19 protein-coding genes are annotated in these 22,272 nt (G+C 70.2%); 7 read left to right on the top strand and 12 right to left on the bottom strand.

Features of this window, described 5'->3' with window-relative positions; translation table 11 throughout:
• Positions 1–164: 164 nt before the first annotated feature.
• Entirely contained in the window at positions 165–1,172 is a 1,008-nt protein-coding gene (locus ABD743_RS07085) for an alpha/beta hydrolase (RefSeq protein WP_344720021.1), read from the top strand.
• On the opposite strand, the gene ABD743_RS07080 is transcribed toward ABD743_RS07085, so the two are convergent.
• Positions 1,165–1,926 carry a class I SAM-dependent methyltransferase gene (locus ABD743_RS07080; RefSeq protein ID WP_344720019.1) on the bottom strand — a complete coding sequence of 254 codons (762 nt, stop codon included), beginning with the start codon at positions 1,924–1,926 and terminating at the stop codon, positions 1,165–1,167. The genes ABD743_RS07085 and ABD743_RS07080 overlap by 8 nt on opposite strands.
• A gap of 43 nt (positions 1,927–1,969) precedes the next feature.
• Here ABD743_RS07080 and ABD743_RS07075 point away from each other — a divergent pair, with 43 nt between their 5' ends.
• Positions 1,970–2,356 (top strand): YybH family protein, encoded by a 387-nt coding sequence (locus ABD743_RS07075; protein ID WP_344720017.1) that lies wholly within the window; start codon positions 1,970–1,972, stop codon positions 2,354–2,356.
• A gap of 17 nt (positions 2,357–2,373) precedes the next feature.
• Here the strand turns inward: ABD743_RS07075 and ABD743_RS07070 are convergent, their stop codons facing one another.
• Positions 2,374–5,802, bottom strand: a complete 3,429-nt coding sequence (locus ABD743_RS07070; protein ID WP_344720015.1) for an ATP-binding cassette domain-containing protein — start codon at positions 5,800–5,802, stop codon at positions 2,374–2,376.
• A gap of 117 nt (positions 5,803–5,919) precedes the next feature.
• Here ABD743_RS07070 and ABD743_RS07065 point away from each other — a divergent pair, with 117 nt between their 5' ends.
• Both ABD743_RS07065 and ABD743_RS07060 read left to right on the top strand, forming a co-directional pair.
• Positions 5,920–6,966 carry an alpha/beta fold hydrolase gene (locus tag ABD743_RS07065; protein ID WP_344720013.1) on the top strand — a complete coding sequence of 349 codons (1,047 nt, stop codon included), beginning with the start codon at positions 5,920–5,922 and terminating at the stop codon, positions 6,964–6,966.
• A 71-nt stretch (positions 6,967–7,037) separates the two neighbouring features.
• The gene (locus ABD743_RS07060) at positions 7,038–7,424 is read left to right on the top strand and encodes a PNPOx family protein (protein WP_344720012.1); all 387 of its coding nucleotides are present in this window, start codon (positions 7,038–7,040) and stop codon (positions 7,422–7,424) included.
• Positions 7,425–7,445: 21 nt separating this feature from the next.
• On the opposite strand, the gene ABD743_RS07055 is transcribed toward ABD743_RS07060, so the two are convergent.
• The 6 genes from ABD743_RS07055 to ABD743_RS07030 form a co-directional block, all read right to left on the bottom strand.
• Positions 7,446–7,871 (bottom strand): DUF1810 domain-containing protein, encoded by a 426-nt coding sequence (locus tag ABD743_RS07055; protein ID WP_344720010.1) that lies wholly within the window; start codon positions 7,869–7,871, stop codon positions 7,446–7,448.
• 330 nt (positions 7,872–8,201) lie between these two features.
• A complete protein-coding gene (locus tag ABD743_RS07050; protein WP_344720009.1) occupies positions 8,202–9,266 on the bottom strand; it encodes a lysylphosphatidylglycerol synthase transmembrane domain-containing protein in 1,065 nt (354 codons plus the stop codon).
• A 6-nt stretch (positions 9,267–9,272) separates the two neighbouring features.
• Positions 9,273–9,575 carry a DUF3040 domain-containing protein gene (locus ABD743_RS07045; RefSeq protein ID WP_344720007.1) on the bottom strand — a complete coding sequence of 101 codons (303 nt, stop codon included), beginning with the start codon at positions 9,573–9,575 and terminating at the stop codon, positions 9,273–9,275.
• A gap of 158 nt (positions 9,576–9,733) precedes the next feature.
• Complete coding sequence (locus ABD743_RS07040; protein ID WP_344720005.1) at positions 9,734–11,149, bottom strand: FAD-dependent oxidoreductase; 1,416 nt, start codon at positions 11,147–11,149, stop codon at positions 9,734–9,736.
• Between the two features lie 46 nt (positions 11,150–11,195).
• Complete coding sequence (locus ABD743_RS07035; RefSeq protein WP_344720003.1) at positions 11,196–11,930, bottom strand: acetate uptake transporter family protein; 735 nt, start codon at positions 11,928–11,930, stop codon at positions 11,196–11,198.
• 225 nt (positions 11,931–12,155) lie between these two features.
• Positions 12,156–12,944, bottom strand: coding sequence for an enoyl-CoA hydratase/isomerase family protein (locus ABD743_RS07030; RefSeq protein ID WP_344720001.1), 789 nt, complete (start codon positions 12,942–12,944; stop codon positions 12,156–12,158).
• 289 nt (positions 12,945–13,233) lie between these two features.
• Between ABD743_RS07030 and ABD743_RS07025 the strand changes: the two genes are divergently transcribed.
• Positions 13,234–15,963: an ATP-binding protein gene (locus tag ABD743_RS07025; protein ID WP_344719999.1), complete on the top strand. Its 2,730-nt coding sequence runs from the start codon at positions 13,234–13,236 to the stop codon at positions 15,961–15,963.
• Positions 15,964–15,979: 16 nt separating this feature from the next.
• Here the strand turns inward: ABD743_RS07025 and ABD743_RS07020 are convergent, their stop codons facing one another.
• Together ABD743_RS07020 and ABD743_RS07015 are read right to left on the bottom strand one after the other, a co-directional pair.
• Positions 15,980–16,420: a DoxX family protein gene (locus ABD743_RS07020; RefSeq protein ID WP_344719997.1), complete on the bottom strand. Its 441-nt coding sequence runs from the start codon at positions 16,418–16,420 to the stop codon at positions 15,980–15,982.
• A gap of 87 nt (positions 16,421–16,507) precedes the next feature.
• Positions 16,508–16,951, bottom strand: coding sequence for a DoxX family protein (locus ABD743_RS07015; RefSeq protein WP_344719995.1), 444 nt, complete (start codon positions 16,949–16,951; stop codon positions 16,508–16,510).
• Positions 16,952–17,407: 456 nt separating this feature from the next.
• Between ABD743_RS07015 and ABD743_RS07010 the strand changes: the two genes are divergently transcribed.
• Entirely contained in the window at positions 17,408–18,898 is a 1,491-nt protein-coding gene (locus tag ABD743_RS07010) for an aldehyde dehydrogenase family protein (protein ID WP_344719994.1), read from the top strand.
• 4 nt (positions 18,899–18,902) lie between these two features.
• Here the strand turns inward: ABD743_RS07010 and ABD743_RS07005 are convergent, their stop codons facing one another.
• Positions 18,903–19,424, bottom strand: a complete 522-nt coding sequence (locus ABD743_RS07005; RefSeq protein WP_344719992.1) for a PadR family transcriptional regulator — start codon at positions 19,422–19,424, stop codon at positions 18,903–18,905.
• 380 nt (positions 19,425–19,804) lie between these two features.
• Between ABD743_RS07005 and ABD743_RS07000 the strand changes: the two genes are divergently transcribed.
• Complete coding sequence (locus ABD743_RS07000; RefSeq protein ID WP_344719990.1) at positions 19,805–20,803, top strand: MucR family transcriptional regulator; 999 nt, start codon at positions 19,805–19,807, stop codon at positions 20,801–20,803.
• 89 nt (positions 20,804–20,892) lie between these two features.
• Here ABD743_RS07000 and ABD743_RS06995 read toward each other — a convergent pair whose 3' ends face one another.
• The gene (locus tag ABD743_RS06995) at positions 20,893–22,053 is read right to left on the bottom strand and encodes an NAD-dependent formate dehydrogenase (protein ID WP_344719989.1); all 1,161 of its coding nucleotides are present in this window, start codon (positions 22,051–22,053) and stop codon (positions 20,893–20,895) included.
• Positions 22,054–22,272: the final 219 nt, after the last annotated feature.

Below are 22,272 nucleotides of genomic sequence, written 5' to 3'. Positions count from 1 at the left end.
GAGGCTCATCGGCGCAATAAGGACACTCGTTACAAAGAGAGACGAACTGCTTACATGACGTAGCGAATGGAGTAGTTCGATGCGTGCAAACAGCGCAATATCGTCATGTTGCTGGAAACCGCAGCCCGGCGACGATCACGCCGAATCCGTTGAGGGAGCTGGACATGTCGAAGATCCACCCCCCGTTCGATCCCGACGTGGCCGCGGCGCTGGTGGCGATCAACGGGGTACTGCCCTCGTCCATCACTCCGGAGCTGATCGGCCGGCTGCGCGAGGTGACGGAAGCGGGCCACACGCTGAGCCTGGAGGAGATCCGGAGGCACGTACACGCAGATGAGATGACTGTCCCCGGGCCGGCAGGCGATGCGGAGGTGCCCCTGCTCGTCATGCGCCCGCACGGCAGCGACCCCGCCGTCCGGCTGCCCGGCCTGTACTTCATCCACGGTGGTGGGATGGTCGCCGGCACCAACCGCACCGGCGTGGACTGGGCACTGGCGTGGATGGCGGAGATCTCGATGGCGGTGGTCAGCGTCGACTACCGCCTCGCGCCGGAACATCCCCACCCGGCGCCCGTCGAGGACTGCTACGCGGGGCTGGAATGGGTGGGCAGCCACGTCGGCGAGCTCGGTATCGATCCCGACCGGCTGGTGATCGCCGGGGGCAGCGCCGGCGGCGGGCTCGCCGCCGCCATGGCGCTCCTCGCCCGCGATCGGGGAGGCCCCGGCGTCAGAGCTCAGATGCTGATCTGCCCCATGCTCGACGATCGCGCGATCACTCCGTCGAGCACCGAGCTCGTCGGTGAAGGCGTCTGGGACAGCATCTCCAATGCCACGGGCTGGTCGGCCCTGCTCGGCCCCGCCGCCGGCGGACCCGGTGTCTCCCCGTACGCAGCGCCGGCACGCGCCACCGACCTCTCCGGACTGCCGACGGCGTTCGTCGAGGCCGGGGCCGTCGAGACCTTCCGCGACGAGTCCGTCGACTACGCGTCGCGCATCTGGCAGGCAGGCGGGCAGGCCGAGCTGCACATCTGGCCCGGCGGCTGCCACGGTTTCGACGAGGTCATCCCCGAGGCGCCGTTGGCGCGCGAGGCCCGCGCCGCCAGGCTCAACTGGTTGCGCCGCGTCCTCTCCGAGGATCACCGCGCTGCCGCACTCCGACCGGGCGTCAGGTGATCACGAGGCGGTAGCCGACGTCGAGGGCGTCCCGTTCGAGGAGGTCGTGGTGTCGCCGCTGCCAACGTCCGCCTGCCAGGTCGTCCGTCAGGTGTTGCATTGCCGCGTCGACGACTTCGGGCGGGAGAGCGGCGATACCGGAAGACGCCGCGCGGACGGCCGGGTCGAGATAGGCGTGGGGGCGTCGCCAGTGCGCGGCGAGGAATCGGTCCGCACAGTCTGCGGGGACCGGTACGGGCCGGACTTCGACCTCCGCGTGATGGCGGGAGAGCCCGGCGGTGACGACGCCGATGGCGGCGGCGGTGGCCTCGCGTCGGCCGATCTCGGGCAGGTACTCGCTGATCAACCAGAACGACCTCGACATCATGGCCGGATCCCAGGTGAGCACGACCTGGCGCCGGGAGACCCTGACGAGCTCGTCGAGGCCTTTCTCCGCATCGGGCCAGTGATGGACGGTGAGGATCGCGAGCCCGACATCCACTGCATTGTCGGCGAGCGGAATTGCCTCCGCCGTCGCTCGTACGGCCGGGGCCGCGCCGGGCGGACGTTGCGCGAGCATGGTCACCGAGGGCTCCACAGCGAGCACCCGACGGCCGACGGGTTCGTAGGAGCCGGTTCCCGCGCCGACGTTCACGACGGTGGTGGCGTCGCCCAGCGCGTTGTCGATCAGGGTCTGGATTTGGGGGTCCGTGCGGCGTTGAAGACCGTAACCCTTGCCGAACGTCTGGTAGGGATCGTTGATCGCCGTCGTCACGCACCCAGCCTCGCAGGGTTTGCTGCGATACGCTATCGAGGTCATGACGACTTCTCATGACGATCCCGCTCACCTCGTGGCCACATTCCTGGCCGCATTCAACGACGGTGACGCCGCCGTTCTCGAGCAGGCGTACGAGCCTCATGGCGTGCTGATTCCTCGCCCCGGCTTTCCGGTGACCGGTCCTGAGCGGTCGGCTGCGAATGCCTACCTGCTCGACATGGCACTGCCCATGAATGCGCGGCTGAGGCACGTCTACGTCGCCGGCGACATCGCACTGCTCATCGTCGACTGGTCCCTACGCGGCACCGCGCCGGATGGCACCGCGGTCGATCTCCACGGCACGGCCACGGACGTCGCCCGTCGCGGCGCTGACGGCGTCTGGCGGTACGTGATCGACAATCCGTTCGGGACGGCGATGCCGTCCTGATCAGGAGTTCGCCGGGGTCAGCCCGCGAGGTGCGCCCACTGGCCGGAGAGCTGGGACCAGGGGCCGGTCGCGGCCACCCGTCCCTCCTCCAGGATGACGACGCAGTCGGCGCGGGACAGGGCGGACTGTTTGGAGCTGCAGCCCACGACCGTCACTCCACGCCGGCGCAGGGCGTCCCACAGCTCCACCTCGGTACGGGCGTCGAGCGCGGACGAGACGTCGTCGGCGATCAGGAGTTCCGCCTCGGTGGCCAGTGCCCGGGCCAGCGCCAGCCGCTGGACCTGGCCGCCGGAGAGGCGCACCCCGCGGTGGCCGACCAACGCGCCGTGGCCTCCGGCGTCGTCCACATCGGGCTGTAGCCGGGCGTCCGCGACGGCGTCCTGGAACTGGCGGTCGTGGCCGAGCGCGATGTTGTCGGCGAAGGACCCCGACAGCACCCGTGGCACCTGGCCGACGTAGGCGACCTGCCCCGGGCGGAGGAAGAGCTGCGGGTCGTCGATCTCGACGTCGTTCCACCGGATGCTGCCCTCGTGGTCGACGAGCCCGGCGAGGCTTGCCAGCAAGCTGGACTTGCCCGAGCCCACCCGGCCCGTCAGCAGCACGAGGGAGCCGGCATCGATGTCGAGGGTGACGCCGTCGGTGCCGACCGTGCCGTCGTCGTGGACGGCGGTCACGCCCTCCAGGCTGAGCCGCTTCAACGGCACCCGGCCGGCGACGGGCGGTGCCGGTGCCGTGCCGGAGGCGAAGTCCACGCCCGGCGGCAAGGTCATCAGGTCGGCGCCTCCTGACAGGTCCGTCGCCGCGTTGAGCCAGCGCCGGGCCACGGGCACCTCGGTCACCGCGGCGCCGAACACCGTGCCGAACCAGGCCGAGCCGGCCACCGCGGTGCTCACCAGCAGCGCGGTGGCCAGGCCCCACACCCCGGTCAGGTGCGCGGTCCACGCCACCACCACACCCAGCTGGACCAGCAGGCCGGGCACGCCGTCGAGCAGCGTGCGCACCCGGTTCTCACGCACCACCGCGGTGACACGGCCTGCGTCGACGTGAGCCAGGTGAGCCTGCACCGCAGACGTCGCCGCGGCGAGCTTCACCGTGCGGGCCGCGTCCAGGGCAGAGACCAGTGACGTGCCGAAGCGGGCGCGGGCATCCCCGGCCTCGCGGCCCGCCGATCCGGCCAGGGGAGCACCCAGCGCCGAGACCGCCGCGGACACCACCAGGACCCCACCGATCACCGCTCCGGCGAGCAGACTCTGCCCGACGAGGGCGGTGACCAGCACGATGAGCACCCCGTTGATCACGTCGACCCATCGGTCGGCGTAGATCACCAACCGGTCCGAGTCGAGCGCGCGGGCGACGACCTCCCCCGGAGGCGTGCGGACGAGACGACGTTGCATCGTCTGGCCGCGCATCACGGCGAGGCGCATGCGCAGCGTCACCGCCCCCCACCACAGCGGGTAGGTGCGGAAGGCCAGCGCGATGGCCACCGGGGCCAACAGCAGCGACACCGTGAGCGCACCGGCTGTGACCCACGGCGTGGAGCCCTGCCCCAGGGAGGTGACCACCAGGCCCCACAGCCACCCCGTGACCGCGCCGTAGCACCCCAGCAGCGAGGAGGCGAGGAACCCGAACGCACCAACCACACCCCAGCGCGGATAGGCGCGCAGCATCGCCAGAACGGTGCGGGTCAAGCCGGGCGGGACGGGCGCGGGTGGCGGCGGGCGTTCCCGGCGCTCACCGCGGCTGACCAGAACCCCGGCGTCGGCGGCAGGCTCGGTCTCCCCGGAGGCGGCCAGCAGCTCGCGGAACGGCCCGGGCTCGGCGGCCAGGCGGGCGCGAGGGCCCTGCTGGACGACGCGCCCCCGGTCGAGCACCGCCACGGAGTCGCAGCGCCGCGTGGTGGACAGCCTGTGGGCGATGACGATGCCGGTGCGGCCGGTGAGCAGCCGGTCGGCGGCCCGGGTGACGAGGCGCTCGGTCTGTGGGTCCATCCGCGCCGTGGCTTCGTCGAGGACCACGACCGCGACGTCGCGGACCAGCAGCCGGGCGAACGCGACGAGCTGCTCCTCGCCCGCCGACAACGTGCTGCCGCCGGTTCCCAACCGCGTGTCGAGGCCATGTGGGAGGGACTGGACCCACTCGGTCAGCCCGAGGGCTTCGACGGCCCCCTCGACGTCGGCGCGCCGGACGTCCCTGAACAGGGTGATGTTCTCCTCGAGCGTGGCGGCGAGGATCTCGGTGCGCTGCGTGACCACGCCGACCGCCCGCCGCAGATCTTCGATCGCCGTGGCCGAGACGTCCTGACCGGCGACGAACACGGTGCCGGGTGGCGGCTCCATCGCCCGCGACAGCAGCTTGGCCAGTGTGGACTTGCCGGCCCCGGTGCGTCCCACCAGCGCGCAGGTCGTTCCTGCGGCAACCGTGAGGTCGACCGAGCGCAGGGCGAAGCCCCCGGGGTAGCCGACGGTCAGGTCCCGGAACTCCACCGCTGCCGGCCCGGCCGGTACGGGCGCGCCACCGACGGGTTCCTGGGGAGCGGACAGCAGCCCGCCGATCCGCTGCAGCGCGCCCAGGCCGGCCTGCACTTCCGGCAGGTGGTTGGTGACCTGGTTGAGCTGCCCGGCGAAGGTCGTGACCAGCAGCCAGAGGGTGACAAGCTCGGCCACTCCGAGCCGACCCGCACCGACCAGCGCGGCGCCGCTCACCGCGAGTGCGGCCAGCGCGGCGTGCACCACGAGGCCGGTGCGCAGGCCGACCTGGGTGGAGGCGGAGCACGTGGCGGCGACGCGGAGCAGCACCTGCTGTGCCAGCCGCACGTACTGGCGCACGACGTGCGGCTGGCCGAGGGAGGAGCGCACATCGTCCCGACCGGCGATGGCCTCCTCCAGCTGGGCCGAGTGGTCGGACCACGCGGCTTCCTCGGCGTCCTTGCGATCGGCCACGACCCGGGTGAGCTTTCGCACCACGACCACGGCGAGCAGCCCCACCACCGGGAACCCGATCCAGGCAGGCCACCACGCGAGCCCGGCGACCACCCAGGCCAGCACCGATCGCAGCGCGGCGCGGCCCAGCTGCCATCCGGTGCGGCGCAGCAGGACGCCGACCTGACGGGCGTCGTCGTCGACGCGGTCGAGCACCTCGCCCACGGCGAGCTCCTCCAGCGCCGGCAGCGGCTGGTGGAGAGCGGTGTGCAGCAGGTCGGCGCGAAGCCGGCCTTCGGCACGCCCGACGACCCCGGAGAAGGCGGTGCGCCCTGCGGTGTCGAGCAGGCTGGATCCGACCAACAGGCAGGCGAGCAGCCCGACCAGCCAGGTGGTGGGGCCTGCGGCCACCTGGCCGGCCACGACGGCGGCCAGCGTCTCGGCGGCGGCCGCGACGATGGCCACGGCAACGGCGGCGGCCGACATCGGTCCGGCCAGACGTCGCCAGGTGAGCGGCTGAACGCGCACGTTCCTCCGCCCTTCGCACCGTCCGGCCCCACCGAGGCCGCTGATGATGTCCGGGTCGGAACGCTAGCGTCCGTGCACCGTTGTCCGCTTCGGGTTTTCCGGCGGGATACTCCTCCGGTGGAGGCTGGTCCCGACCTGGACTACGCACGCACCAGCGACGGCGTGACGATCGCCTACCAGGTGCTCGGCCGGGGGCCGGCGGTCGTGTGGCTGCCGTCGCTGGGCAACCTGCGCGCCCAGTGGCGGGTGCCGGTGCTGCGGGCCGCCTACGAGCACCTCGCGCGGTCGATGACCCTGGTGCTGTACGACGGGCGTGGCATGGGCAGCTCCGACCGCCGGATCGACCCGAACGAGTTGGGCCTCGACGCGCACCTACGTGATCTGGACGCGGTGGTCACCGCGGCCGGGCTCGAGACCACGGCGCTGCTGGGCTACTACCACTCCGCGGCGACCGCCATCGCGTTCGCGGCCGAGCATCCGCGGCGCGTCACGAGAATGGTTCTCTTCGGCGGCGCGGCCCGGATGCGCGACGCGATGAGTCCGGTGCAGACCCAGGCGCTGCTGTCGCTCGTGGACCAGGACTGGGACCTCTTCGCCGACACCGCTGCGCACGCCTGGCTGGGGTGGACCGCGGGCGAGTCGGGGCGCCTGGTCGCGGAAGGGTTCCGCAGCGCGGCCGCGCCGGGCGTCGCCAAGGCGTGGTTCGCGGCCGCCGCGGGGATCGACGTCACCGATCGCCTACCCGAGGTCGCCGCGCCGACGCTCGTCCTGCACCGTCAGGGAGAGCGGCAGATCCCGGTGGAGGTGTCCCGCCGGCTCGCCGAGACCCTCCCGCACGGCCGGCTGGTCGAGCTGGCCGGCTCGTCACCGACGTTGTTCATGGCGGACGCCCGCGGGGACCTGGAGCTGGTCACCCGCTTCCTGACCGGTGGTGACGTCGTCCCACCCGCGGTGCCCGCCACCCCTCCTGCCGACGGCGTGACCGCTCGTGAGCTGGACGTGCTCCGGTTGCTGGCGGCCGGGGAGTCGAACGCAGGTATCGCGCGCAGCCTCGGGATCACGGTGCACACCGTCGAGCGGCACACCGCCAACCTCTATCGCAAGATCGGTGCGAGGGGCCGGGCCGATGCGACGGCCTATGCGCTGCGCCGCGGCATCGCCTGACGGATTTCCGTCATCGGGCCTACCGGGCGACCCCGATGCGGGACGCAGCAGGCGACAGGACGATCACGAGCATGACGACGACGCGATCCACCCCGCCCACGATGGCCAAGGCGAGCGCCCCTATCGCCCGCGCACTGGCCGGGCGGCGCTTCTTCCCACTCTGGGCGGTGGTGCACCACCGTGGCCGCAAGACAGGACGGGCGCTGTCGGTGCCGGTCGCCGTGCGGGCCACGGCTGACGCCTTCGTGGTCGCGCTGCCCTGGGGCCCCCGCACGAACTGGGCACAGAACGTCCTCGCGGCCGGCGAGTGCGTCCTCACATGGAAGGGCGTCGACCACCGGCTCGACCGGCCCGAACTGATCACGACGGCCGACGCGAGACCGTACTTCGGGCCCGGGACATGGGCGGTGGTGAACCGGCTGATCGGTGCCGAGTCCTTTCTCCGGCTCCACCGGTAGCTGCGGCCGTAACGCCGCGCATCACATCCTGCTGGTCGTGGCCTCGTCCGGCTCTCCTCCGAAATACCGGGCGAGCACATCGCGGAACACCTGCTGGTCCGGCGCGGCGCGGGCGAAGAGCGTCATCGACGATCGCAGTTTCTGCGCGTCGACCGGACCGAACACCTGCACCGCGCTCACACCGTGGAGGTCGTTGAGTGCCGACGCCGACTCGATGAGGCGCGGCCCGAGCACCGGGTGGGCGAGGTAGGCCTGCGCCTCCGCGAGGCCGGAGATCGCGAAGTGCCGGGATGTCTCACTCAGGCCGAGCCCGGCGATCTGTGGGAAGACGAACCACATCCAGTGACTGCGCTTGCGGCCGGCGCGCAGTTCGCGCAACGCCTGGTCGTAGGTGTCGCCGTCGTCCTGCGCGTCGACGAAGCGGTCGAGGTCGAACGGGTCGGTCACCCACGCAGGTTCGTCGGTGATGCCGACGGCGTCAATCCGGGCCCGAGATGCACGAGAGCATGATGATTTGGGCCCCGGGTGAATTGGGCCCGGAATCCGGAGCACATACAATTCCTCATTCCGACGCCGCGCGCTTGTTCTACGATCGCCTCATGTCGGATCTCGACGGCCCCGTCGAGGGGGGCGATTCCGTGTGCTGGCTCGACCAGCTGTGTCCGGAGTGCCGCGCCATGCCGTCGCCGGAATCTCTGCAGCGCTGCTGGCGTTGCGGTCACCCGCTCGCGGAAGAGGGTGACCGTGCGACGCCGACGGACGGTCGCGACTCCGGCTTCACGCAGGAGTGAGCTCGGGCGCGTGGCGGTGCAGATGCAGTGGAGCGGTGTGGATCCACAGCGCGTACACCAGCCAGCCCATCAACGCGAGACCCAGCCACGTGATCAACCGGTAGATCAGCACGCTGGCCGCTGCCTGCGCCGCGGGCACGCCGGAGGCCAGCAGCAGTGCGAGCAAGCTCGTCTCGGCCAGCCCGGCGCCGCCCGGGAAGATCTGCAGGGCGATGCTTGCCTGCACGAGCAGGAAGCCCACCAGGAGCCCGCCCCACGGCACTGAAGCGCCCACCGCCGCCACACTGGCGGCCAGGCTGAGGAAGTCCAGCACCCACGTCGAGGCCGCGATCGCGATCAGGCCGAGCCAGCGCAGGCCGCTCGGCTGCAGCACCGTGAGGCGGGCGGACAGCCGCCGGGAGACCTGGTCGGCCCGCTCCGCCCACGCGGACCGGCAGGTCTTGCACACCCCTGGGATCCATTGGGCCACCAGCACCAGCCCGCGTACGCCGTGGCGCAACACCTCGGGATGGGTCAGCAACTTCCACGCACCCACGGAGCCGAGCGCGATGACCAGCGCAATTGTTATGCCGAGGGCCAGGGGAATGCGGCCCACGACACCGAGGCCGACCGAACCGAGTACCAGCAGGCTGAGGGTGGCGATCACCCCGGCCACCAGCACAGACCAGGAGGCCAGTGCCGAGTCGACCTTGCGCCGGCGCAGCTGGTCGATCGCGTACAGGATGGCGCCGGCCCCGCCGACCACGGGGATCGTGGTGGACACCGCGTTCTCGACGAAGTTGATGCCCTGGACGGTCGGGACCGACAGCCGCGCCCCGCCGACGAGGAGAAGCTGCCGATGCAGCTCGCCGTACACGACCAGCGCCGAGACGCCGAACGGGACCGCGACGAACAGCCATCCCCAGCGGAGGTGGTCGAGCGAACCGAAGGCCTCGTCCGCCTGGCCCACCAGTCCGGGAATCAACCAGGCCAGGTAGCCGACAGCGGCGCCCACCACCACCCAGTGCAGCGCCGTCTGCCAGTGCTTCTTGATGAACGGTCCCCAGGCCAACGTGCTCTACTTCCCCTCCGGTCCGATGGTCCGGTGGTGCGGCCGCTCCCTCGCCACGATGAGAAGCAGCGGGTAGATGGTCAGCAGGGTGACCCCTCCCACGACAGTGATCGCGGTAACGCCGGTCACGAGTCCGACCAGCCCCAGCAGCACACAGATCGCCAGGGTGACCGAGGACGCCCTGGTCGTCCACAGTCGGCGGCGCGGCCCCATGGGTGCAGCGAGCCTGCGGACGAGCTCGGGATCACTCCTTCTCGTGAAATCCGCAATCCGGCTCAGCTGTAGGAATTCATTGTGATCAAGGGACATCTGTTCCGCCGTCTGTTCGTTTTGAACCGAGTATACGTGGGTGGCAATGCGGTAAGGCCTTTGCTGCCGACATCCGGATGTCTTCACCGGTTCGTGGCACTTGGGCAGATCGGTGGCTCGATCCGTATCGGGCGGGATCGACCGATATGCGTCGATGATCAGACCCGTGACCCGTGCGGCTCGTCCGTGCGCACGACCGTGGCGAGCACGTCGTTGAACGCTTCCGTCGAACTGGGGTGGGTGTAGATCGCGTCGCGGAGTTGGGCCGCCTTGATCCCGTAGCGCATGGCGAGCGCGACCGTGTTGATGAGCTCCTGCGCGTCGATGCTCAGCAGGGCGGCGCCCAGGATCTCGTCCGTCCAGCCGTCGATCACGAACTTCATGACTCCCCGGGTTTCCTCGACGGCGTATGCGCGCGGCATCGCGACGATCTCGGCGACCGGCTGGCTCGTGATCTTCACCAGGTATCCCGCTTCGCGTGCCTCCCGCTCGGTCAGCCCCACGGACGCGAACGGCGGGGTCATGAACAAGGTGCGGGGAATCGCCACCCGGTCCGCGGTCGAGCGCCTGCCCTCGCCGACGAGCTGGTCGATGACGATGCGACTGTCGTCGAGAGAGATGTAGGTGTACTGCGGGCCGCCGTTGACGTCCCCGAGGGCGTAGATGTGTGGCTGGCTCGTACGCAGGTACTCGTCGACCTCGACGGCCCCGTGTGACGTGGTGCGGACGCCGGCGGCGTCCAGCCCGAGGTCGCGGGTCGCCGGCGCGCGACCGGTGGCGGCAAGGATCGCGTCGACCTCGTGGGTGTGCTCCAGGCCCCCGTTCTCGAAGACGACGGTCGCATCGCTCTCACCGTCGCGAATCTCCACCACACGCGCGCCGGTGATGATCTCGATACCCTCGCCCGCGAGGATGTCCTCGGCGACGGCAGCGACGTCGTCGTCCTCGCGGCCGAGAATCTTCGGCGCGGCCTCGAACACGGTGACGTGGGAACCGAACCGGGCGTAGATGGACGCGAACTCGATGCCGAGGTAACCACCGCCCAGGATCGCGAGCCGTTCAGGCAGGTCCGTCGTGCGGATCAGATCGGTGCTGGTGAGGGCGTACTTGCTGCCCCGCAGCCCTGCGATATCCGGAATGACCGGTTCGGAGCCCGTATTGATCAGGATTTTCTCGGCGACGATGGTGAGGCGGTCTTCGCCCACTCCGACGGCCGCGGTGTGTGGGTCGACGAAAGTGGCTCGCCCGGTGACCACTGTCACGGTGTCGGCGTTGTTCAATGCGTCGTAGTTGCCGCTGCGGAACAGTGAGGTCAGCGCCTGAACGTGCTCGACGGAGTGCTCGTAGAAGTCTTTCACCGAGTCGCCCGACCGGCGCTTGCCCGAGTGGTGCACGAGCGCTTTCGTCGGTACGCAACCGACGTTGGGGCACGTGCCCCCGTACATCTGATCCGACTGCTCGACGAGCACCACACGCTTTCCGAGGTCCCCGACCGTGGCGGCGGTGACCTTGCCGCCCTTGCCGAACCCGATGACGAGAACATCGGCGTACAGGGTCTTGTCCGTGGTGTCCATGGTGTCCAGTTCTTCGAAAGTCGATCTGTGTCTGATGGGGGTGGAGCTACTGCCCGACCTTGACGCCGGGCTCGCCCGCGGCGTACTGGATCGGGTTGCTGGTCAGGACGTCGGTGGCCTGCGCGGTGTGGCGCTTTCCGGTGGGCAGGACGGGCCGGTTGAAGGCGGCTTCGAGCATCAGCGCGGCGGCGAGGTACCAGGCGATCAGGGCGCTGATGATGAGCAGGTAGGCGCCGATGACCAGCACGGTGGGTGTGGCGGCGAGCAGGGCGATGGCCAGGAGTGTGGAGCCGGCGGCGAGCATGACCAGTTGGGCCGTGAGCGCGCTGTTGTCGGCTGTGGCGGCGATGGCGCCGATCCAGGTGATGGCGGCGAGGACGACGAACCAGAATCCGAGGGCCCCCGGAGCGCTGCCGCTGCCGGTGGCCGCTGGTAGGACGCCGAGTGCGATGAGCAGGGTGTAGAGGCCGTAGGCGATCCAGAAGGATCCCCAGATGCCGTGCATGGCGGTGGCGATGGCGTCGCGGGCGCGGTAGGCCCACATGCCGGCGAGGAACTGGGCGATGCCGCCTGCGGTGAGGGCGAAGGGGAACAGGACGAGTGGGGTGTCGCTGCTGCCGTACCAGCCGGCCAGGTTGGCGGCGACCATGAAGGTGGCTGCGGCGAAGCCGAACAGTCCGAGAATGGATGGTGCGGCGACCGGTGACAGCACGATGGTGCTGTGGTCACGCCAGAAGGCGTGGTCGGCGGCGTCGGCGTCGGATGTGCGTCCGTTGGTCATCGTGCTCACTTCTCCTCCAGATGTTTCTCGTGTCGAATCGTTATTTCTGCGTGCGTCTCCCGGAGCCGGTGTCCACCGGCGTGATCTGGGGACCTCGTCACGGCTCGCGCCCGTTCATCCGGGGGCCGTGTGTCTGTCGCAGCGTCACATTCGGGCCACGCTCATCGCACCCGTGGAAGTCTCTGGCGTGTCGCCCCGGGTGCCGGCCCCGTGGGCCCGGGGGCGTCACGTCTGGTTCTGGTACGGCAGATCGGCCGCTGTGAGACCTTCGAGCGCCATACCGAAGGGGACGTCCTCGAGGATCCGGCGACGCAGGTTGACGTTCAGCGTCTGCTTCTGCAGGGCGCGGTAGAGCGCCGGTTTCGCGGCGAGGTGGCGGGCGATCTGCACGCCTCGCTCGACGGCGTGGTCATGGGCGACCACCTCGTTCACGACGCCCCACTGCAGGGCCGTCTGCGCGTCGATCTGCTCGCCGGTCCAGAGCAGCCACTTTGCGCGGGCCGTTCCCGCTATCTCCTCCCAGACGACCTGCACCCCGTCGCCACCGGTGATGCCGAACGCGGGGTGTGGGGAATCGCCGTACGTCGCCCGCTCCGACGCGATATGGATGTCGGCGAGGAGCAGGTACTCCGAATGGACGATCGCGGGCCCGTTGGCGACGCCGACCACGGGCATCGGCAGTTCGATCAGTCGCTGGAGCACCTTCGAGCCCTCGCTCCGCGTCTTCTCCCATGTGGCGGGCTTGAATATCTCCCCGAGGCTCGGCCCGTCGATCTGATCCATGAAGGCGTCGCCTGTGCCGGTGATGACCAGCGCCTTGTTGTCCTTGTCCAGGGAGATCTCGTCGAGTGCAGCCGGGAAGTCCTGGTGGGTCCGGCCGGTGAACACCACCGGACCCCCGTTGGTGTGGAAGCGCAGCAGGAGCACGCCCTCGCTGTCTCGCCCGAAGGTGAAGTTGTCGTATTTGTCGAAGTACTCGGGGGTGACCAACGCCGTCTCCTTTGTGCTGGGCATCTGACACCGGCACGATCGGCGGCGTTGCGACTCGATCGAACCCGTGAAAATCTCGGGGGCGGGCGACCGGCGCAGCGCCGGCACCCCTGACGGGCCTGTTTCCGGCGATACGTGACTCGTGTCTCGTGCGAACCGCCGAATACCCTGCAAGCGCTGGTACGCGACCCGGGGGTCGGCCATGACCTCACAGCGACCCCGCGCCGCCGGGTCGATATGTGGCGGCCGGCGCGACGGCATCCGGATACTCGGTAGGTGGCCCGACGAAGACGCACGCTGGCGGTGTGATCCGTTGTTACGTGACCGGCACAGCGAACGCGACACGCTCGATCGGCTGTTGGAGGCCGTTCGGGCGGGTGAGAGTCGCGCGCTGGTCCTGCGTGGTGAACCGGGTGTGGGCAAGACGGCCCTGCTCGAGTACATGGTCGAGCGGGCGGCCCGGCACGGGCTCGGGGTGGCACGGGTAGTCGGTGTCCAGTCGGAGATGGAGCTCGCATTCGCCGGGTTGCACCAGTTGTGCGGGCCGATGCTGGCCCGGGCCGAGGGGCTGGCGGGGCCGCAGCGTCGAGCGCTGTCCACAGCTTTCGGGCTGAGCGACGGGCCTGCCCCGGATCGCTTCCTGGTGGGGCTGGCTGCACTCGGCCTGATCGCCGAGGCGGCCTGTAAGCGCCCCCTCGTCTGCGTCGTGGACGACGCCCAATGGCTCGACCACGCTTCGGCCCAGGCGCTGGCCTTCGTTGCGCGCAGGCTGGGGGCCGAGTCGGTGGCGATGGTCTTCGCGGCCCGGGTTCCCGACGAGGTCGTGGAGCTGGAGGATCTGCCGGAGCTCGAGGTCACGGGGTTGGCCCCGGTCGAGGCGCGAGCGCTGCTGGACGAGGTCGTGCGCGGGCCCGTGGACGACCGTGTCCTCGACCGGATTGTCGCCGAGACGCGGGGCAACCCGCTGGCGCTGCTGGAGCTGCCACGTGGGCTGACGTCCGCGCAGCTGGTGGCGGGGTTCGGGTTGTCGGGTACGGGGGCGCTCCCGCGGCAGATCGAGGAGAGCTTCCGGCGTCAGATGGGCGCGCTCGATGCCGAGGCCCGGCAGCTGCTGCTGGTGGCCGCCGCAGAGCCCGTCGGCGACCCGGTCCTGGTGTGGCGTGCAGCAGAGCGGCTGGGAATCGGCTGCGCGGCAGCGGCTCCGAGCGTTGCCACCGGGCTCGTCGAGATCGGCACGGTGGTGCGGTTCCGGCACCCGCTGGTGCGATCGGCGATCTACTGGGCGGCGTCGCCGGAGGAGCGGCGCAACGCACACCAGGCGCTGGCGGACGCCACCGATGCCGAGACGGATCCCGATCGCCGGGCCTGGCACCGTGCGCAGGCCGCGTTCGCTCCGGACGAGGACGTGGCCGCGGAGCTCGAGCGATCGGCCGATCGGGCGCAGGCACGTGGCGGGCTTGCCGCTGCGGCTGCCTTCCTGGAACGCGCGGCCGAACTGACTCCCGAGCCGGCGCGCCGGGCCGACCGCACCCTTGCCGCGGCCCAGGCGACGCACCACGCAGGGATGCCCGATGCGACCCGGCGATTGCTCGCCCTCGTGGAGGCGCTCCCACTGGACAAGCTCCAGAACGCTCAGATGGACCTGCTGCGCGCCCGGATCGCCTTGACCGTGAACCGGGGCCGGGAAGCCCCGCCGCTGCTGCTCAGCGCCGCCAAACAGCTCGAGCCGCTCGACGTCCGGCTGGCCCGCGAGACCTACCTGGACGCATTGCTGGCGACGATGTTCGCCGGCGCACTGGCCAACGACGGTGTGCGGGACGCGGCCGAGGCCGCCCGTGCCGCGCCGGCGCCCGCCGGGCCCCCGCGCGCGCCCGATCTGCTCCTCGACGGCCTCGCTATCCGCTTCACCGACGGTTATGCCGCGGGAGTGCCGATGCTGCGGCGGGCGCTGTGTGCCTTCCGCAGCCCGGACCTCTGCCCGTCCGAGCTGCATTGGCTCTGGCTCGCCCACATCACGGCGGGAAACCTGTGGGACGAGGCGACGTTGGAGACGTCGCGCCACCTGGAGCTCGCCCGCGATGCGGGTGCGCTCACCACGCTCCCTCTCGCCCTGACCTCACGTATCGGCTCGCTCGTGTACCTGGGCGAGCTCGCCGAGGCTGCCGGGCTGCTCCAGGAGGTGGAGTCGGTGAGTGCGGCGACCGGGATCCCCGTCGCGCCCTACGGCGCCCTCCTGCTCGCTGCCTGGCGCGGCCGGGAAGCCGATGCGTTCCGGCTGATCGAGACCACCACCGAGGAGGTGCTCCGCCGGGGCGAGGGATTCGGGCTGATCATCACGGGTGCGGCGGACGCGTTGCTCTGCAACAGCCTGGGGCGGTACGAGGACGCCTACGTCGCGGCTCGGCGGGCGAGCGAGTACCCGCCGGTGATGGGCGTGGAACCGTGGGGGGTGCTGGTCGAGCTCGTCGAGGCGGCCACCCGGGGCGGGCGGCCCGAGGGTGCTGCAGGTGCTCTGGAGCAGCTCGTCGAGACGACCCGGGCCAGTGGAACGGACTGGGCGTTGGGGATCGAGGCGCGGTGTCGTGCGCTGATGAGTGAGGCCGGTGGGGCCGAGGACGCCTATCGGGAGGCGATCGAGCGGCTGGGCCGGACCCGCGTCAAGGGTGAGCTTGCGCGGGCGCATCTGGTGTTCGGGGAATGGTTGCGCCGGGAGCGGCGACGGTTGGATGCGCGTGAGCAGTTGCGGCTGGCTTTCGAGCTGTTCTCGGGGATGGGGATGGAGGCGTTTGCCGGGCGTGCGGCTCGTGAGTTGGGGGCGACCGGCGAGACAGCGCGTAAGCGGAATGTGGAGACCAGTAGTGAGCTGACGGCTCAAGAGGCACAGATTGTGCGGTTGGTACGGGAGGGTTTGTCGAATCCGGAGATCGCGGCGCGGTTGTTCTTGAGTCCGCGCACGGTGGAATGGCATTTGAGCAGGATCTTCGGGAAGCTCAACATCACCTCCCGCCGCCAGCTGCGTAGCCGCGCCTACCAATCGCTGTAGCGCGGGCGCCTTCGCCTCAGTCGGACGAGGCAGCCGTGGTCGGGTCGCGTCGCGCTGCCAGCAGGCCGTCGAGGCTGTACCGCCCGCCGCCGACAGCCGCCACCAGCAGCGCGACCACCGCGATCAGCCCGACGAGCTCCCAGCCGCCCTGATCGACGAACACGCCGTTGCGGACGTGGACGAGGATCAGTGCACCCAGCATGTCCAGCGCGACGAGGCCCGCCGCCACCGTGGTGACGAGCCCGACGAGCAGCAGCAGGCCGCCGCCGAGCTCGGCGACCATCGCGTAGAACGCGGAGACGGAGGGCAAGGGGACGCCCATCGACCCGAACGCCGCGCCGGTGGCGCCGATGCCGTCCGTGAGCAGCTTCTGGAGGCCGTGCGCGACGAGCACGACGCCGAGGAGGACGCGGGCGACGAGGACGGCGATGTCATCGAAGGGGCGGGGCAGGGTCATAGGGATCTCCGGGTTCGATCGAGCTCTCGACTGGTGGAAGAGGTGCCGGGCGCCGACGCGCCCGGTGTGTGGACCGGCCCTCCTTCGTCAGCGTGCGCCGACCGCTGGCGTCTCCTCACGCATGCGCAGCAGGTGGGCCACGCTGTACCGCCCCGGACCGGTGGCCGCGATACCCAGGAGCCCGGCACCGAGCACGCCGACGAGCTCCCACCCTCCGTCGGCGACGAAGATGCCGTTGGGGATGTGAACGAAGACCGCGGCGCCCGCCATCGTGATGAGCTCCAGTCCGGAGACCAGGAGCGTTGCCACGCCGGCGATCATCAGCATGCTGCCGGCGAACTCGACGACCGTCACGAACGACGCGGAGATGATGGCGAGCGGGATGCTCATGGTCTCGAAGCCCCGGGAGGTCTGGCCGATCCCGTCGATCGCCAGCTTCTGGTAGCCGTGGGCGAACATCACGACACCGATCACGACGCGAGTGATCAGCAGCACCCAGTCGCGCGCGGGTGCAGGGAGAGATCGGTACATCGGGGAGCTCCAGGAGGCACTCGGTGATTGGCCCCGACGATGGGGCCGGGTAAGTCAACCGAACGGGATGGCTCGAACTGACCCGTTCGGGTGGCTACGCGGCGGCCGAACGACGGAGAGCGACGAGCAGTAGGCGTAACGCGACGCCCTGTTCACCCGGTCGTGTTCGGTCAGTCACCCCTCGTGTGATGCCGTTCGGCGCTCGTCATCTCGGCGACCGCGAGGGCGGTCGCGAGCCCGCCTTCAGCACGTGGTCAATGCCCGCCCCGCGGGTCCGGCGGGAGCCGGCGCCCGCCCCGTGATCGTTCGCCCTCGTACCTGGCCGGATGGGCGGGGACAACTGTAGAGAATCCGCTTTTGCGGGCCCATTTCTATCGACGTTCCGCAGATGCGGTGGTTCCATGGCGTTCTGGGTCGTGGCGGCGAACCAGTCTGATTCCAGCGAGGAGGACGATGATGACCCTGGCGTTCGAGGCACCCCGCATCCAGGAGGTCGTGGGATCGCTCAGCCGCAAGATGCTGATCAATGGCGAATGGGTCGACGCGGCGTCGGGCTCGACGTTCGACAGCGTCAACCCGGCCACCGAGGAGGTACTCGCCTCGGTCGCGCACGGTCAGGCGGAAGACGCAGACCGGGCCGTACGTGCGGCGCGTGCCGCGTTCGAGGACGGTTCGGCGTGGCGCAAGATGCCCCACGGGCAGCGCGGCCGGATCATCCACAAGCTCGGTGACCTGATCCTGGATCACCTCGAGGAGTTCGCACTCCTCGAGTCGTTGGACAACGGAAAGCCCTTTGCGGTGGCCAAGGCGGCGGACGTGCCGTTGGCGGCCGACATGTTCCACTACATGTCGGGCTGGACCACCAAGATCGAGGGCAGCACGCTGCCGATCTCGGCGCACGACCCGGACGCCTACCTCGGGTTCACCCTGCGGGAGCCGGTCGGGGTGGCGGCGCAGATCATTCCGTGGAACTTCCCGCTGCTGATGGCCGCGTGGAAGGTGGCCCCCGCGCTCGCGGCGGGGTGCACGATCGTCCTCAAGCCTGCCGAGCAGACGCCGCTGTCGGCGTTGCTGCTCGGTGAGCTGGCGATGCAGGCGGGGCTGCCGCCGGGCGTGCTCAACATCGTCACCGGCTTCGGTGACGCCGGCGCGGCGCTGGCCGCTCACCCCGACGTGGACAAGGTGGCGTTCACCGGGTCCACCGAGGTGGGCAAGCAGATCGTGCAGGCGGCTGCGGGCAACCTGAAGAAGGTCACCCTGGAGTTGGGCGGCAAGTCGCCCAACGTCGTCTACGCCGACGCGGACATCGAGAAGGCCATCGCCGGATCGGCCAACGCGATCTTCTTCAACCAGGGCGAGTGCTGTGTCGCGGGCTCCCGGCTCTACGTCGAGGAGTCGGTGTACGACCAGGTCGTGGAAGGCGTTGCCGAGCAGGCCCGCAACATCAAGGTCGGCAACGGGCTCGACGAGTCGACCATGATGGGCCCGCTGGTGTCGTCCGAGCAGTTCGACCGGGTGACCGGCTACATCAGCTCGGGCCGCGACGAGGGCGCGAACATCATCGGCGGCGAGCGGGTGGGCGACAAGGGGTACTTCGTGGCCCCGACGATCCTCACCGGCACTCGCGAGGAGATGAAGGCCGTTCAGGAGGAGATCTTCGGTCCGGTCGTGGCCGCCGCGCCGTTCAACGCGGACCGCGACATCCTGCCCACCGCCAACAACACGAACTTCGGGCTGGGTGCCGGGGTGTTCACCCGCGACATCGGCAAGGCCTACCGCACCGCTCGGCGGCTGAGGGCGGGCACGGTGTGGGTCAACACCTGGAACGTGTTCGACGCGACCCTCCCGTTCGGCGGCTACAAGGAATCCGGGTGGGGCCGGGAGATGGGCCAGGCCGTCTTCAACAACTACATGGAGACCAAGACGGTGATCACCGACCTGAGCTGATCCGTCAGCGGATGGTCGATGCGCGGGACAGGTCCTCCACGAAGTCGAGGGCCGATGCGGTGGTCGCCCGGCGCCAGCTGAACAGCACGGCGTCGAAACCGGTGTGCCGGGCGGCCTCCGCGTCCAGCGCTCGCGCGATGGTCGTCAATGTCTCGCGCTGCTGGGCGAGCACGGGGGCGGGGTCGCCGCCGCGGCGGTCCAGCAGCGCGAGCTTGACCAGGAAGTGCGAGCGCATCTCACGGACGTGCTCGACGGGGGTCTGGAGCCACTTCTCGGCCTCGCGATGGCCGAGCGGGGTGCTCGCATACACCGTGCGTTGCGGCCCGGCCTCGGACTCCACCGCATCGGGCCGCACCATCTCGGCCTCGAGCAGCCTGCCGAGCGCGCGGTACACGACCGGACGAGGAAGGTGCCAGATCCTTCCGAGCTCGCCGTCGCGGGCCGTCAACGCGGCCACGGCGAATCCGTGCACCGGTCGCTCGTCGATCACGCTGAGCACGATCCACTCGGCCAGACCGAGATGCATCGCCTCAGCCTAGTGCCGAGGAAACGAGGTCGTCTTACCCGTCTCCGGCGCCCAGGCGGCGCCTCGCGGCGTTGTCGTCGGCGCCGATACAACAGCGGTATCGGCGCCTCCTCCGCCTTGCGATTGCCCGGGTGCGGGTGTCCCGCAGGGACACTGCGCCTGGACACCGGATCCGGGCAAGGAACCCCGTTTCCGCGACACTAGACAACCTCGCCCGGGAGGTTCGCAGAGGCTAGTCTCAGTGATACTAGTGGCCATCGTTCCCCGCCTCGGGAGGCCTGATGTCATCAGCGGAGACAGTGTGGACGGCGCCGCCGCATCCGCCGGAATACGTGCCGTCGGCGTGGGCGCGCGGTCGATCTGTGCACGAGGTCGCCGGGGTGCTAGCGGACGGAACGGTTCACTACGCCCCGATCGGCGTGGTGATCGGGGACGGGCCGGTGGTGATGTGCCACCTCTGCGGGGAGTGGTTCCGGTCGGTTCTGGCGCACCTGCGCTCTCACGGCTGGAACCAGGAGGACTACCGGGCGGCGTTCGGTCTCGAACGTGGGCAGCCCCTGGAGGGCACCTCCACCCGGGAGCGCCGGGCGGCTGCGCTGACCGTCCGCAGGTCGACCGACCCCGCGATCCGTGAAGGGTGCGATGTCGGGATGCGCTGGGCGAAGTCCGGTGGGCTGAGCAGGGCCGCAGCGCTCGCGGCGCGTGGCAGGCCCCAGCCCGAGCAGCGCCGTCGCAAGACGCTGGCCACGCTGGCGGCGATCTCCCTGGAGAAGCGGGCCGCCGCCACCCGCCGGTACGCGGACGAGCGGCTGCGGGAGACGGCCACGGCCGCGGCGGAGCGCCTTGGCTTCTCCGACATCGGCACGCTGGTGCGTGAGCGCATCCGGGACGGCTCCAGCCTCGCGGCGATCAGCCGCGCGGCCGGCCTGCACAAGGACTGGCTCAGCCGGCACCTCGCCGCGGTCGACCCGGAGGCCGCCGCGGCCGTCGACGACGAGGTCCGTGGCAGGCGCCGGGCCCGCTGGGATCAGTCGTGGCTGCCGGTGGTGGAGGAACTCGGGTTCCCGGACGTCGCCGCGTACCTCGAGGACCGCCACCTGCGCAAGCACTGGACCGTGGCGGCGATCGGCGTCGAGGTCGGGATGTCGCGGCCCGCGGTCGAGTCCGCGATGCGCCGCCACGGGATCGATCGGCACCTGCACGCGACCTCGCGGTCACGCACGCAACGGCGGGCCGATGCCATCGCGCACCGCTTCGGCTACGACAGCATGGACGACTATCTGTCGGCCCGTCGCGGCGACGGCTTCTCGTGGAAGCGGATCGCCCGCGAGTGCGGCGAGCCGGAGACGTGGGTGCGCAGGCGCGCCGGCCTCTGCTGAGTCGCCGAGCGGGCGACTGCAGGTGGCACGGCGGAAATGACGGACGGGCCCGGGATGCCGTACGGCACCCCGGGCCCGTGCCCGGTGGATCAGCTGTTCGTGCTGTAGGAGTGCGCTCCGGTGCCGGCGAGCTTTCCGGCGTCGACGATCAGGTACTCGTCGCGGATCGGCGTGCCGGCGAAGAAGGACTCGAGGATCTCCCGAGTGCCCGCTGCGTAGCGTGCCTGCGCCGACAGCGACGAGCCCGAGATGTGGGGGGTCATGCCCTGGTGGGGCATGGTCCGCCAGGGGTGGTCGGACGGGGCGGGCTGCGGGTACCAGACGTCACCGGCGTACCCGGCGAGCTGGCCGCTCTCCAGGGCGCGCACGACCGCGTCCCGGTCGACGATCAGCGCGCGGGCGGTGTTGACCAGGTAGGCCCCGCGGCGCATCTGCGAGAGCAGATCATCGCCGAACATGCCCTGCGTCTCGGGGTGCAGCGGCGCGTTGATGGTGACCACGTCGCAGTGCGGAGCCATCTCCTGCGTGGTGGCGTGGTAGGTCAGGCCGAGTTCCTCCTCGACCTCGGCCGGGAGGCGGTGCCGGTCGGTGTAATGCAGGCGGACGTCGAACGGGGCGAGGCGGCGCAGCACGGCGAGCCCGATCCGCCCGGCGGCGACCGTGCCGACGTCCATGCCCTCGAGGTCGTAGGAGCGGGCCACGCAGTCGGCGATGTTCCAGCCGCCCTTGCGGACCCACTCGTGCGACGGGAGGTAGTTGCGCACGAGCGAGAGGATCATCATCACGACGTGCTCGGCGACGCTGATGCTGTTGCAGAAGGTCACCTCGGCAACGGTCACACCGTGCTTGATCGCTGCGTCGAGGTCGACGTGGTCCGAGCCGATGCCCGCGGTGAGGGCGAGCTTGAGGTTGGGGGCCTTCGCGATCCGCTCCGCCGTGAGGTACGCGGGCCAGAACGGCTGGGAGATCACGACCTCGGCGTCGGCGAGGTGGCGGTCGAACTCCGAGTCGGCCCCTTCTTTGTCGGAGGTGACGACCAGCTCGTGGCCCAGGCCTTCGAGGTACTTCCTCAGCCCGAGCTCGCCCGACACGCTGCCCAGCAGCTGGCCCGGCGTGAAGTCGATGCCTGCCGGAGTGGGAAGCGTCTGTCCGTCCGGGTAGCGCTCCAGCACGGGAAGGGTGTCGCGGGCGTAAGTGGACGGATATCCGTCAATCGGGTCGTCGTACAGGACGCACAGCACCTTCGCCATCGTCATCTCCTTGATTGTCGGGATTTCCCTTTGTGTAATAACAGTGCTGGATAGCAGGGGTGCCCGGCAACAGTGTCGAGGACGATTCTCGCTATGACCTCATTCATCGCGTCGATCGTTCGAGGCCGGAGCCTTCCCGGCTGCGGAGGCCACGCGGCGAGCAAGGAGGGGCGGGGCGCCGCCCCGGCTGTGTCCGCAGAAACGGAGACCACTCACGAT

This window comes from Pseudonocardia yunnanensis, assembly GCF_039534065.1.
Taxonomy (GTDB): domain Bacteria; phylum Actinomycetota; class Actinomycetes; order Mycobacteriales; family Pseudonocardiaceae; genus Pseudonocardia; species Pseudonocardia yunnanensis.
The sequence above is the reverse complement of the archived record's forward strand: the minus strand, read 5'-3'. Positions and strand labels throughout refer to the sequence as shown.

Excerpts from the sequence above, each read along its gene's own strand:
- ABD743_RS07085 (WP_344720021.1), top strand. The coding sequence starts at position 165 with ATGTCGAAGATCCACCCCCCGTTCGATCCCGACGTGGCCGCGGCGCTG.
- ABD743_RS07075 (WP_344720017.1), top strand. The coding sequence starts at position 1,970 with ATGACGACTTCTCATGACGATCCCGCTCACCTCGTGGCCACATTCCTG.
- ABD743_RS07060 (WP_344720012.1), top strand. The coding sequence starts at position 7,038 with ATGACGACGACGCGATCCACCCCGCCCACGATGGCCAAGGCGAGCGCC.
- ABD743_RS07045 (WP_344720007.1), bottom strand. The coding sequence starts at position 9,575 with ATGTCCCTTGATCACAATGAATTCCTACAGCTGAGCCGGATTGCGGAT.
- ABD743_RS07040 (WP_344720005.1), bottom strand. The coding sequence starts at position 11,149 with ATGGACACCACGGACAAGACCCTGTACGCCGATGTTCTCGTCATCGGG.
- ABD743_RS07035 (WP_344720003.1), bottom strand. The coding sequence starts at position 11,930 with ATGACCAACGGACGCACATCCGACGCCGACGCCGCCGACCACGCCTTC.
- ABD743_RS07030 (WP_344720001.1), bottom strand. The coding sequence starts at position 12,944 with ATGCCCAGCACAAAGGAGACGGCGTTGGTCACCCCCGAGTACTTCGAC.
- ABD743_RS07020 (WP_344719997.1), bottom strand. The coding sequence starts at position 16,420 with ATGACCCTGCCCCGCCCCTTCGATGACATCGCCGTCCTCGTCGCCCGC.
- ABD743_RS07015 (WP_344719995.1), bottom strand. The coding sequence starts at position 16,951 with ATGTACCGATCTCTCCCTGCACCCGCGCGCGACTGGGTGCTGCTGATC.
- ABD743_RS07010 (WP_344719994.1), top strand. The coding sequence starts at position 17,408 with ATGACCCTGGCGTTCGAGGCACCCCGCATCCAGGAGGTCGTGGGATCG.
- ABD743_RS07005 (WP_344719992.1), bottom strand. The coding sequence starts at position 19,424 with ATGCATCTCGGTCTGGCCGAGTGGATCGTGCTCAGCGTGATCGACGAG.
- ABD743_RS06995 (WP_344719989.1), bottom strand. The coding sequence starts at position 22,053 with ATGGCGAAGGTGCTGTGCGTCCTGTACGACGACCCGATTGACGGATAT.